A 12,058-nucleotide genomic window follows, 5' to 3' on the forward strand; every position below is an offset into this window, starting at 1 on the left:
CGTGGCACCCAGTCCCTGTAATCTGAGTAAAACACTGAGGAAGAAGCCGATGGCAGGAGTCTTGGAGGGCGTGCGCGTGCTCGATTTCGGGCGCTATATCGCCGGGCCCTATTGCGCCACCTTGCTGGCCGAGTTCGGGGCCGAGGTCATCCGCATCGAGAAGCGCGACGGCAGCGAGGATCGTTTCGTCGCGCCGGTGGGTGAAGGCGGCGAGGGCGCGCTGTTCCTCCAGGTCAATCGCAACAAGAAGTGCATCACGCTCGATCCGATGAAGGCGCAAGGCCAGGAGGTGATGCGCCGCCTGATCGCGACCGCGGATGTCGTGGTCGCCAACCTGCCGCCGCAGACCCTGCGCGCGATGAAGCTCGATTACGACTCGTTGAAGGCGATCAAGCCGGACATCATCCTGACCACGGCCACCGCGTTCGGCGGGCCGGGCCCGTGGTCCGACCGGGTCGGCTTCGACGGCGTCGGCCAGGTGATGTCGGGCTCGGTGTACATGACGGGCGCGGGCGATCCGCCGTATCGGGCCGCGGTGAACTGGGTCGATTTCGGCACCGCGCTGCACTGCGCCTTCGGCACGCTCGCCGCGCTGATCGAGCGCGGCAAATCCGGGCGCGGCCAGATCGTCGAGGGCGCGCTGCTCGCAACCGCGCTGTCCTTCACCAATGCCACGCTGATCGAGCAGGCCGTCATCAACGTCAACCGCGTGCCGACCGGCAATCTCGGCCAGACCGCAGCGCCCGCCGACATCTACCGCACGAGGGACGGCTGGGTGCTGTGCCAGGTCACCGGCCATCCGCTGTTCAAGCGCTGGGCGCGGCTGATGGGCGAGGAGGAGGTATGGCTGAACGACCCGCGCTTTGCCGACGACATCAGCCGCGGCAACAACGGCCGCATCATCAGCGAGCGGATGGCGCGCTGGTGCGCCGAGCGCACCACACAGCAGGCCGTCGACACGCTGGGCCAGGCGATGATCCCGACCGGCCCCGTGCTCTCACCGCAGCAGGCGCTGGATCATCCGCATATCCGCGCCGCCGGCTTCATGCAGGACGTCGACTATCCCGGCCTGCCGAAGCAGGCGCCGGTCGCCCGCGCCGCGGTGCGGCTGTCGGAAACGCCCGGCAAGATCGCAAGCCGCCCGCCGACGCTCGGCGAGCACACCGATCGCGTCCTCGCCGAGCTCGGCTATGATGCGGACCAGATCGCGGCGCTTCGACAAGGCGGCATCATCTAGCATCACAGCAGCAGCTTCAGCGCCTTGGCATCGGCCGGTGCTGCGCTCTTCTGGTCGTTGTCGAAATAGACGTAGACGTCGCAGCCCTGACGCTTCCACGACTTGATGCGCTTGGCCCATTGCGCCAGCGTGGCCTTGGTATAGTGCCCGTGATAGCGCCCGCTTGGCCCGTGTCCGCGCACATAGACGAAATCCGCCGTGCGCTTCCACGGCGCCGGCGCATCGTGATGGTCGGACAGGCACAGCGAGATGTTTTCCTCAGTCAGCATGCGCAGGATGCGCGGCTGATACCAGCTCGGATGACGGAATTCGAAACTGTAACGCCGCTTTCGTGACAGCAGCTTGAAGAACGACGCGAGCCGGTCCGCATTCGCCTCGAACTGCGGCGGCAGCTGGAATAGGATCGGGCCGGCCTTGCCGCCAAGCCGCGTGATGCGGTCCTCGAGCAGCTCGAGGCTGTTGACGGAGCGGTCCGACAGGCGCTTCCAGTGCGTGATGAATTTCGACGCCTTCCAGGCGAACACGAAATCGCGGCCGGTCTGCTCGCGCCATCCCGTCACTGCCTCCGGCGTCGGCGTGCGGTAGAACACCCCGTTCAGCTCCGTGGTGTCGAACTGCCCGGCATAGTAGCGAAGTTGCTGCTTCAGCGTCACGCCCTCGGGGAAGAACGGGCCGCGCCAGGAGGCGTAGTGCCAGCCCGAAGTTCCGATCAGAACGCGCGCCATGTTTCACGTGCCATCCGTTGCTATTTGCCGGAGGGAACGTCCGTGCGGCCGATACGTTTCTCGTGCGCATCAACGTAAGGACCGGAACCGATGTACGCGCTGTTCGAAGGCAACAAGCAGATCGGCAATCCCTTTCCGACCGAGAAGGAGGTGTGGGAAGCCGCCTTGATCGAGGGCCTGGTCACCGATGTCCCGGTCGCCAACGAGGAGGGCGGTCACCTCTTGCCCGACGGCTATCACGTCGAGCGCGTCGACGAGACATTCGCACCGCGGCCGGACTGGAAGCTGCCGCGCGAGATCTCCTGAGCTAATTGGACGCCAGCGCCGCCTTGGCCACCTCGGCCATCCAGCGCGAGGCCACGGGGAGGATCGCGTCGTTGAAATCATAGCGCGGACCGTGCAGCTCCGCGCCGTCGCGCAAGGGCCCGTTGCCGATCCAGACGAAGGCGCCGGGCCGCTGCTGCAGATAATGGGCAAAATCCTCGCCGGCCATGCTGGGGGCGAGATCGCGCCGCACCGGCGCCTGCACCTTCTCCGCGGCGATGCGCGCAAGGTCGGCCTCATCAGGCGTGTTGATCACGACGCCGACCCCCCAGACGATCTCGGGCGTGACTTTGACGCCGAAGCTGGTCGCGATCCCGGCGCAGGTGCGCTCGATGCCGTCGAGGAGGGTGTCCTTGACCGCCTCGCGGTGGTAGCGCAGCGTGCCGCGGATGGTGACGCGTCCGGCGATCTGGTTCGCCGCGGTGCCGCCTTCGATGGTGCACAGCGACAGCACGGCGGTGTCGAGCGGATCGACGCCGCGCGAGGTGATCGATTGCAGCGCGACGATGAGGTGCCCGGCCGCCACCACGGGATCGCGCGTCAGATGCGGCATGCCGGCGTGCCCGGCGTGGCCCTCGATCGTGATGGTGATGCGCCCGCCGGAGGCCATGACGACGCCGTCGTGCACGGCGATGGTTCCGGCGGCAAGGCCCGGCCAGTTGTGGAAGCCGAATATCCGCTCCATCGGAAAACGGTCGAACAGCCCGGCCGCGACCATCGCTCGCGAGCCGCCAAAGCCTTCCTCGGCCGGCTGGAAGACGAAATCGACCGTGCCGCTCCAATCGGTGTCGGCGGCGAGCAGCGCCGCGGCGCCCAGCAGCGAGGCGGTATGGCCGTCATGGCCGCATGCATGCATCACGCCCGATGTCTTTGAAGCATAGGGCAGGGCGGTGTCCTCCGTGATCGGCAGCGCATCCATGTCGGCGCGCAGGCCGACCCGCCTTTGCGCGTGGCCGCGCGTCAGGGTCGCGACGATGCCGTTGCCGCCGATGCCGGCCTCGAAGGGAATGCCGAGCTCGGTGAGCTTGTCCCGCACGAAGGCGGCGGTCTCCTTCTCCTGCAGCGACAGTTCGGGATGCGCATGCAGGTGGCGGCGCCACGCGGTCAGTTTCTGGTGCAATTCGGGGGACAAGGCAGGTGTCTCTTGAGTGATGTCGGTTGCCGCCACCATAATGGATTATCACCGCCATGCACCCCGCGCCTTGGAATGCCTCGCGTGCAGCAATGTGCTTTTTCCGTCATTCCGGGGCGCGCCTCTTGGCGCGAACCCGGAATCCATGGTGCAGCTCGCTCCGAGGCCCAATGGATTCTCAGGTGCGCAATTGCGCACCATAGCTCGCGACTTCGTCGCGCCCCGGAATGACGAGCATGGGTGTTACGCCAGCTTCGCCAGCCCCTTCCAATCGAACCCGATCCCATGCCCCGGCCGGTCGGGCGCCAGCGCCAGCCCGTCCTTCAGCACCAGCGCATGCTCGATGTACTTGTCGAGCCCGAATCCGTGCGCCTCCAGATAGGATCGGTTCGGGCAGGCCGCGAGCAGGTGCACGGTGACGTCGTGCGCGCCATGACTGGTGACGGGCAGGTTGAACGCCTCCGCCAGCCGCGCGATCTTCATGAACGCGCTGACGCCGCCGCAATTGGTCACGTCGGGCTCCGGATAGGACACCGCGCCGGATGCGATGTAGTTCTTGAACTCCCACAGCGAGCGCAGATTCTCGCCCGCCGCGATCGGCACGCCGCCGGCCTGCATGATGCGCAAATGGCCGGCGACGTCGTCGGGAATGATCGGCTCCTCCAGCCAGGTCAGGTCATAGGGCACGAAGGCGCGCGCGGCGCGGATGGCTTCCTCGACCGTCCATTTCATGTTGGCGTCCGCCATCAGCGGAAAGCCGTCGCCGAGATGCTGTCGCATCGCCGAGACGCGCGCGACATCGGACTTGAGGTCGGGCCGGCCGACCTTCATCTTGATGGCGCGAAAGCCCTTGGCGAGATTGCCGTCGGTCTGCTTGAGCAGCGCATCGACGGAGAGATCGAGGTCGATGCCGCCGGCATAGCACGGCACGTGCGCATCGAAGCCGCCGAGCAGGCGGTACAGCGGCAGCTTGGCGCGCCGCGCCTTCAAATCCCACAGCGCGATGTCGAGTGCCGACAGCGCCAGCACCGCCGGCCCGCCGCGGCCGCCATAATGCAGCCCCCACCAGACATGATGCCAGATCGCTTCGGTGCCGTCGGCCTCGCGCCCTTCGATCAGCGGCGGGATCTCGCGCTTGAGAATGTCGGCCACAGCCCCGCCATTGCGCCCGACCGTGTAGGTGTAGCCGACGCCCTCGGCGCCATCGGCATCGCGGACCCGGCAGGTGATGAGCTCGAATGCCGTCATGTCGCCATGCGTGGAGTCCGACAGCGCGACGGGGAGGGGGATCCGGTAGAACCCGGTCTCGATGTTTGCGATGCGCGGCATGTGGCCTCCCTGTTTTTTCTTTTGCTTCGTAGGGTGGGTTAGCTAGCGGTTGCGCGAAGCGCAAACGCTGGCGTAACCCACCACTTCTGTTGCCGTGGATGCATACGAGGATAGGTTACGCTGACGCTAACCCACCCTACAAACCAAACTCATCGCATCGTCGCGAGTTGCACCGCCAGCGCGCAGGCGCGGTCGTATTCGTCGAGATTGATCCATTCGTCGACCGTGTGCGCCTCGTTCTGGCCGGCACCGAAGGTCACGGTCGGAACGCCGTGGCGGACCATCCAGTTGGCGTCGAGGCCGCCATTGGCCGCGCGCACGTTCGGGGTGCCGCCGACCGCAGACACCGCCTCGATCGCGCGCTTCACGACGGGGAGGTTCTCCTTCATGCGGAACGGATAGTAGTCGGTCTCGGCCTTGAACTTGACCTTGCCGGACTTGCCTTGCGCGTTCGTCACCTTCTTGGCCGCCTTCTCGAACGCGGCCTTGTAGGCCTTGGTGATCTCCTTGAAGAACTTTCCGTCATGGCTGCGGCTCTCGCCGCGCACATGGACGTAGTCGGTGACGACGTTGGTGGCATCGCCCGCGGGGCGGCCTTCACCGCCGGTGACGGGACCGACATTGCTGGTGCCTTGCTGCTTGCCCTTCACCACCTTCCCGAACCAGCCGCCGGCCTTCACGTCGGCCAGCGCCAGGGCCATGATCATGGTCGAGGAGATGCCGCGCTCGGGTGCGACGCCGGCATGCGAAGCGCGGCCAAAAATCTCGACGGTCCAGCGGTCGGCGCCGACGGCCCCGATCACGACGTTGGAGGCCGAGCCGCCGTCATAGTTGAACGCCATCACCGGCGAGCCGAGCTCGTCGAGCTTGACGTGACGCGCGCCATAGAGCCCGCTCTCCTCGCGCACGCAGAACAGAAGCGTGATCGGCGGATGATCGAGCTTCTGCTTGGCGAGCTCGGCCGCCAGCGTCACCAGCACGCCGCAGCCGCAGCGATTGTCGCCGCCGAGCGCGGTCCTGGCCTCGTTGACGATCTTGCGCCCGGACTTCTTCGGCTTGGCGCCGGCGCACAGCGGCACGGTGTCCATGTGGGTCATGAACATGATCCGCGGCTGGTTGTGCAGCGCGCCGCGGCCGGGCAGGTCGACGATCAGGTTGCCGGTCTCGGTCGGCACAGGAATGCGCGTGTTGGCGTCGTCGAGCCGGATCGCCTTCGCCGGCACGCCGGCCTCCTTCAGCGCGGCCGTGAGCTCCCGCCCGATCGCCGCCTCCTGTCCGGTGACGCCCTCTACAGTGAGGAAGCGCATGAGACGATCGGTGGCGGCTTTGGTGTCGACAGGCATGGACTCGAATTCCCCTTGATGCGGATGGCGGCGCAGCATCCCCTGCGCTTTCGCATTTCGCAAGGGCTCAGACGCGCTGTGTGTAGATCAGGAAAATCAGCACGCCGAGCGCCAGCGCCGCCGCCATGAACAGCAGCACCGCCGGCAGCCCCGCGAGCGCGGCCACCGCGCCGGTGACGGACTGCATCAGCGCGGTGCCGAGAAAGAAGGCGAGATTGACGGCCGCAAGTGCTTTCCCTGCGACCTGCGCGTCGACGAGCTGCCTGGACATGCCGAACAGCAGCGGCTGCGCCGAGGTGAAGAGCCCGATGAGCACGAACAATGCCAGATCGTAGGACGGCGGCATGACGGTCACGCCGAACAGCCATGCAACGGCAAAGTGCGGGGCACCGAGCGCCATCAGCGCGAGCAGCAGCGCCGCGATCGCATGCGTGCCGGCGACCAGCTCACGGCGGTGGCCGAGCCTGCGGTCGATCATGCCGACCAGCAGCGGGCCTGCGATCATCGCCAGCGTGAAGGCGCCGAGCTGGTTGCCGGCCTCGACCCGCGTCAGTCCCTTGATCTCCATCAGCCAGGGCCCGCCCCACAGGCCGCGCAGCACCAGCGAGCTCGCCAGCGACACCATCGCCAGCGCGATCACGCCGCGCAGCGGCCGCGACAGGCCGAGCCTGACCACATCGATCATCTGCGACAGCGGCGAGGAATCGTCCTTGTGCTCGGCCGGCTGGTGCGGCACCAGCACGAACACCGCGAGCGCGACGAGGATGCCGCCGATCGCGGAGAGCCAGAAACCGGCGCGCCAGCCGTAAGTGTCGATCACGAAAGCGAGCGGGCTCGCCGACAGCAGCATGCCGATATTGCCGATCGAGAGGATGGCGCCGGACCACAATCCGAACCGCGCCGCCGACAATTGCTTGGCGGCGAGCGTCATCGGGCACATCAGCATGCCCGAGGTGGCGACGCCGAGCAGCAGCTGCCCGACGGCGAAGCTCTCAGGCCCCGTCGCAAATCCCGAGGCCACCGCGCCGAACACGGTTCCCGCCAGCAGGCCGAGCGACACCGGCCGCACGCCAAATCGGTCCATCGCCGCGCCGACCGGGATCTGCGAAGCCGCAAAGGCGAAGTGATAGACCGACGTGAGGCTCGCCAGCGCCTGCGGCTCGATGTGGAAATCCGCCGCCATCAGGTCGAGGCTCACCGCCGGAATGGTGCGCAGCAGGGTCGACAGCATGTGGCCGCAGGCGAGCGCGACCAGCGCGAAGATCAGCGCGCGGGTGGCTGTGCCCGCGTCGTTGGCGGCCGTGGTCATGAGCGTCCCGTCCCGAGAAGGTTTTGGGTGGGGTTACATGATCGCGGGGGCGGGCGCCAATGGCGGCAGTGCGACCCCCTCATGCCGGAATGTGGCTTCTCCAGTCGCGACCAGTCGCTTGGCAGGCTCATCCATGTCGCGGCGGTCGTGAACCTGAACCAGCGCCAAGACGTTATGCCGGCAAAACGTGGTATCCTGCAGACCAGGAAGCGCCATGACATGCGGTGGCAGCGGCAATGTCCTCGTCCGAGAGTACAAGTCAGACGACCAGCGACGCGGCCCGCCGGGAGCGGCGAAGGAGCAATTTTCTACTGTTGCTTCTCGCCGTTGGATTTCTCGTCTTCGGCGTCGCAGCGGGTGCACTCTATTACGCGTTGCGGCCGGAGATTCTCCGGATCGCCGTCGGGCCGCCTGGCAGCGACGATTACAAGGTCATTCAGGCGATGGCCGATGCGTTCGGCAGCGAAAGCCGAACTGTCAGGCTGCGTCCGATCAAGGTCGACGGAGCGATGGAAGCTCTCGCCCTGCTTGGGTCTGGCAAGGCCGATCTTGCCGTCGGCCGCGGCGACCTGGACATGCCGGCCGAGGCGCAGACCGTCGCGGTCGTACGCAAGAACTTCGTCGTGCTCTGGGCACCGTCCGGGCTTGCGGGCAAGAGTTCGAAAAGAAAGCCGTCGCCGAAGATCAAGGAGGTCGCCGATCTCTCAGGGCGCCGTGTCGGGGTGATCGGGCGGACGCCGGTGAATCCCGCGCTGCTGCGCGTCATCCTGAGCGCCGCCGGAGTGCAGCCCGACAAGGTCGCCGTGGCGCAGTTCGGCACTGACCAGATCGATGAGCTCGCGCGCGATCTCACCCTCGATGCCTTCATGGCGGTCGGGCCCCTCGACAGCAAGATCACCTCCGATGCCGTTGCCGCAACGGCGCGGACGCGCGGCGAGCCGAAGTTTCTCGCCATCGAGGCATCGGAAGCGATCGCCATCAAGCATCCCCGGTATGAATCGGAGGAGATTCCACCCAGCATCTTCAATGCGGATCCGGCTTGGCCAGGTGACAAGGTTGAAACTCTCAGCGTCAGCCATCTGATCGTGGCGAGAAAGAGCCTGCCCGAAGCGACGGTCGCCGCGTTTTTCCGTCAGCTCTTTGCCGTTCGCCAGGCGATCGCGAGGCAGGTCCCTGGCGCTGCACACATCACCAAGCCCGACCTCGAGAAGGAGGCTGAGCTGCAGGTCCACCGGGGCGCGGCGGCCGTCATCGACGGCAACGAACGCACGTTTCTCGACCGGTATGGCGACTTTTTCTGGTTCGGGCTCCTGCTTCTCTCTGGAATCGGCTCCGCTGCCGCTTGGTTGCGGCGCTATTTGAACCGCGACGAAAGGGACGACAATACCAGCCATCGCAACAGAATCCTGGCCATGGTTTCCAGCGCGAGGACCGCGGAATCCAATCAGGAGCTTGTGGCATTGCAGCGCGAGGCCGATATTATCATCGCCGAGACGCTCGAATGCTATGATGACGGCGCGATCGAGCAAGAGGAGCTCGCGGCATTCGGACTGGTGCTCGACCTCTTGAGCAATGCCATTGCCGAGAGGCGAACCGCACTGCAACGTACCACCCTCGAAACGGTTCGGGGCGCGGTAGGGAGCCACGGCGTTACGCCGCGGGCATAAAGCGTCGTGGCGCCTCCGTACTGCGCGCGACGGTTGCAGTAATTGCCTCGGCATACTCGTCTTCGTCATCGAGCGCTTCCGTCGGCGGATATAGGAACAAAAAAGACATCGTCTCTCTTACCTCGGTAAGGAGACCTGATCATGCTGTCCTCGAGACCACCGCGGCCCATTCGCACAACGCTCGATCTTGCGAACGCCGGTCAGGTCAAGTCGGTACGCAGGCGCCTTCGCATCACCAATGCCGATCTGGTCAGGATCGTCGACAAGATCGGCAATTCTCTGACGGCCATCGAGAAGGAAGTGGAGCTCGAGAAACTGGCCGCTCAGCAGTGTAATGCCAGGGACGCGACGACGACCCTCGAATGAATCCGAGCCATCACGTCGAAAAGGAGAATTGCGATGAACGGTCTGATCTACCTCATAGGGCTCGTCGTTGTGATCGCGGCCATTCTTTCGTTCTTTGGCTTGCGATGAGCGCTGTGGTCCTGCAGCCCGACGCACCACCGATCCGGTGAAGCAATCTCGCGTGCACCAAAATGGTTGATCCGCACCAGGTCAATACCATCATAGCGACGACGGTCTGCGCGGTCTTCAAGGACCTTCCCGACGCTCAAATCGGAACTGAAGAAGCCAAGCTGCTGGCGAAGCAGATCACTGAAGCGCTGAACGCAGCTGGGCTGCAGATCGTCCCTGTGGATCCGGCGATCAAACGGCCTTAGAGCGTGATGAGATCAGGTTTGATTGCTACAACGTTTGATTGCTACAACGTAAGTGCACTCCCTCTCCCGCTCTTGTCCGCCGAAGCCTTGGCGAAGGCGGATGCGGAGAGGGCTCGGGAGAGGGTGTTTCCGCAGTGGGATAGCCCCCGAGAGGAGAAAGCCCTCACCCGCGCCTTCGGCGCGACCTTTCCCGCCAGCGCAAGCGAGAGAGGTTGCACCGAGCCCGCGGCAATCGATTTGACCTAAAGCCATTCCGCTCTAGCTCCATGGCTGCGGCACCGGTCTTTCTGGCTTGAAGCTCCATCAGGCGGGGGCGGCGCTAGATCCGTTCGAAACTATCGACGTTGGTCGTCACGGCGCGCCACCAGTTCAACGGCTCGAGCCTGGCAGGCTCGCCCTCCCTGGCGGCACTCAGCGCCTGGTCGGCGACGACGAACCAGGCGGTCTCCATCTTTCCATGCCGCAACAGCCCCGTGTACGAAACGACGCGGTCGCCTGTCGCAGAGGAGCCCACGGCGACAAGGCCGATGCAATTGCCCCTGTGAAACCCGGTGACCTGCACCGTTTGTCCATAGAAGCCGCTATCTTCGAGCGCCGTCTCGAAGGTGCCTTCGATGCGCCCCTCCGTCTCGCTGATGATGCGAAGGACGGAGCCGAACTGATTTCGCCAGCTGCCGACCCACGACATTCCGGTTTCTCCCACGGTCACTTGCCCGGCGCGACGCGCAGCCGGTGCAATCGATGCAGCTCCCCGGCGGCGTCCTTCATCAGGCTGCGCGCCGCCTCTCGCTCCTGGCCGACGATGAACCCAGATGCGAAAGCCTGGGCGCGCCGGTTCGCCGGCGGCGCCGACAACGCCGTCTCCGTCGCCAGCTCGCGATGCGTCATGAAGTCGTTGAGCGATCCCAACGCGGATTGAATCGCCTTCAGCCGGCCGGAGAGGCTTGCGAGCTGCCCCTGGTCGCGATCACTGTAGAGGCTCACGAAGAAGTCGACGGCATAACGGATCTTCTTGATCCTGATCCGCAACTTGTGGCGTTGCATCGGATCGAGATCGTCCAGATGCTTGCCCTGCTTGCGCGCCTTCCTGATCCGGCGGTCCAGCACCGAGGCGGCGTAAGCAGCAATCGACCGATCGTCATCGGCGCGGGACTGTCCGGTCTCGATCCACTCGAGCACGCCGATCAGCAGGCGGCGGTAGCGGGGTGATTCGACGGCCTGGCGGGCGCGCGCGAAGGCGGCCCTCCGCTCCGCGGAAAACTTCTTGGCGATCGCGCGAGCGCCGCGTTTCGGCACGCCCTGATCGGCGATCGGCCGAATGCTTTCATTGAGAAAGACGTCGATCTCGCGTGCCGGCGCCAGCTCGCCCGTGAGCCATTTGAGCTCGATCTTGATCCGCTCCGTGCTGGCGCGCGGCAGGATGTCGGAGAACAGCGAGATCGCGGCCCGTAAGCGTCGCAGGCCGACGCGCATCTGGTGGACGCCTTTCGAATCCATGTCCCGCACCGGATCGGCATTCGCCGTGATCTGACGCAGCGTCGAATGCGCGATCACGCTGAAGGCATTGCGCGGCGACAGCTCGTGTGTCAGCTCGATCGGCTCGGCATGCTGCGCGCCCGCGCCGTTTCCCGTCACGAGTTCAAAGCCTCGCTCGGCTTTCGAGCGCAGATCGAGCTCCGCGCCCGTTCTGCGTTCGAGATTGCGCGCCAGCCGGAACAGGTCGACGGCCTGTCCGGACTTCAATTCCAGTTCGAGCTCAGCCACCGGCCGGGAACGCCGTCCGGCGCCGATGCGGCCGCGGTCGACGGCGAGCTCGATCTGGCTCCGTCGCACCCGCCTTGCTTCAGTCGTGCGGTGGACCTCGGTCCGAAACACCGCCCGCAGCTTGCGCGGAAGTTTCTTGGACGCGAGATTCGCAAGAGGCGTGTTCTTGATCTGCTTGAAGTCGGGCCTTGCGCCTGCGACCTCATGCTCCCATTCGCCGCGCGTCACGGTTCCGGCGCCGCCGGCCTTCACGGTCTGCACATAGCGGTCGCCGACCTTGCGGATGCGGAGCGTGAGACCATGTCGCCTGAGCTTCTGCTTGCTGGTGTCGTAATAGGTCGACACCAGATCCTGCTCCGACCGGTCGCCGCGCTGTCCGTTTAACGCGCCATCGCGCAGGACGGATGACAGCTTTCGTGGCGCAAGGCGGAATTTGAGTTCCGTTTCGGCATTCATCGGGCACGCTTCCGTTGCCCATTCAAAGTGGCGCCACCGCGAGAAGTTCCGTG

Annotated in this window: 12 protein-coding genes; 5 read left to right on the plus strand and 7 right to left on the minus strand. The window is 65.5% G+C overall.

What is annotated here, in order from left to right:
- Positions 1 to 49: 49 nt before the first annotated feature.
- Positions 50 to 1,237, plus strand: a complete 1,188-nt coding sequence (locus DCG74_RS15590) for a CaiB/BaiF CoA-transferase family protein (RefSeq protein ID WP_172783847.1) — start codon at positions 50 to 52, stop codon at positions 1,235 to 1,237.
- A 2-nt stretch (positions 1,238 to 1,239) separates the two neighbouring features.
- Here DCG74_RS15590 and DCG74_RS15595 read toward each other — a convergent pair whose 3' ends face one another.
- Positions 1,240 to 1,962, minus strand: a complete 723-nt coding sequence (locus DCG74_RS15595; protein WP_172783848.1) for a DUF72 domain-containing protein — start codon at positions 1,960 to 1,962, stop codon at positions 1,240 to 1,242.
- 90 nt (positions 1,963 to 2,052) lie between these two features.
- Here DCG74_RS15595 and DCG74_RS15600 point away from each other — a divergent pair, with 90 nt between their 5' ends.
- On the plus strand, positions 2,053 to 2,268 hold the full coding sequence (locus DCG74_RS15600; protein WP_172783849.1) for a hypothetical protein: 216 nt from the start codon (positions 2,053 to 2,055) through the stop codon (positions 2,266 to 2,268).
- Position 2,269: 1 nt separating this feature from the next.
- Here the strand turns inward: DCG74_RS15600 and DCG74_RS15605 are convergent, their stop codons facing one another.
- The 4 genes from DCG74_RS15605 to DCG74_RS15620 form a co-directional block, all read right to left on the minus strand.
- Positions 2,270 to 3,418 (minus strand): amidohydrolase, encoded by a 1,149-nt coding sequence (locus DCG74_RS15605; RefSeq protein ID WP_172783850.1) that lies wholly within the window; start codon positions 3,416 to 3,418, stop codon positions 2,270 to 2,272.
- 243 nt (positions 3,419 to 3,661) lie between these two features.
- On the minus strand, positions 3,662 to 4,747 hold the full coding sequence (locus DCG74_RS15610) for a mandelate racemase/muconate lactonizing enzyme family protein (RefSeq protein ID WP_172783851.1): 1,086 nt from the start codon (positions 4,745 to 4,747) through the stop codon (positions 3,662 to 3,664).
- 149 nt (positions 4,748 to 4,896) lie between these two features.
- Positions 4,897 to 6,090, minus strand: coding sequence for a M20/M25/M40 family metallo-hydrolase (locus DCG74_RS15615; RefSeq protein ID WP_172783852.1), 1,194 nt, complete (start codon positions 6,088 to 6,090; stop codon positions 4,897 to 4,899).
- A gap of 67 nt (positions 6,091 to 6,157) precedes the next feature.
- Positions 6,158 to 7,399: an MFS transporter gene (locus tag DCG74_RS15620; protein ID WP_172783853.1), complete on the minus strand. Its 1,242-nt coding sequence runs from the start codon at positions 7,397 to 7,399 to the stop codon at positions 6,158 to 6,160.
- A 236-nt stretch (positions 7,400 to 7,635) separates the two neighbouring features.
- Between DCG74_RS15620 and DCG74_RS15625 the strand changes: the two genes are divergently transcribed.
- The 3 genes from DCG74_RS15625 to DCG74_RS15635 all read left to right on the plus strand — a co-directional run bounded on the left by DCG74_RS15625 (position 7,636) and on the right by DCG74_RS15635 (position 9,785).
- A complete protein-coding gene (locus DCG74_RS15625; RefSeq protein ID WP_172783854.1) occupies positions 7,636 to 9,066 on the plus strand; it encodes a TAXI family TRAP transporter solute-binding subunit in 1,431 nt (476 codons plus the stop codon).
- 141 nt (positions 9,067 to 9,207) lie between these two features.
- Positions 9,208 to 9,432 (plus strand): hypothetical protein, encoded by a 225-nt coding sequence (locus tag DCG74_RS15630; RefSeq protein ID WP_172783855.1) that lies wholly within the window; start codon positions 9,208 to 9,210, stop codon positions 9,430 to 9,432.
- Positions 9,433 to 9,602: 170 nt separating this feature from the next.
- Entirely contained in the window at positions 9,603 to 9,785 is a 183-nt protein-coding gene (locus tag DCG74_RS15635) for a hypothetical protein (RefSeq protein ID WP_172783856.1), read from the plus strand.
- A 319-nt stretch (positions 9,786 to 10,104) separates the two neighbouring features.
- Here the strand turns inward: DCG74_RS15635 and DCG74_RS15640 are convergent, their stop codons facing one another.
- Together DCG74_RS15640 and DCG74_RS15645 are read right to left on the minus strand one after the other, a co-directional pair.
- Entirely contained in the window at positions 10,105 to 10,473 is a 369-nt protein-coding gene (locus DCG74_RS15640) for an avidin/streptavidin family protein (protein ID WP_172783857.1), read from the minus strand.
- A gap of 17 nt (positions 10,474 to 10,490) precedes the next feature.
- Entirely contained in the window at positions 10,491 to 12,005 is a 1,515-nt protein-coding gene (locus DCG74_RS15645; RefSeq protein ID WP_172783858.1) for a CYTH and CHAD domain-containing protein, read from the minus strand.
- Positions 12,006 to 12,058 lie beyond the last annotated feature (53 nt).

The sequence above is a fragment of the Bradyrhizobium sp. WBAH42 genome, assembly GCF_024585265.1.
Taxonomy (GTDB): Bacteria; Pseudomonadota; Alphaproteobacteria; order Rhizobiales; family Xanthobacteraceae; genus Bradyrhizobium.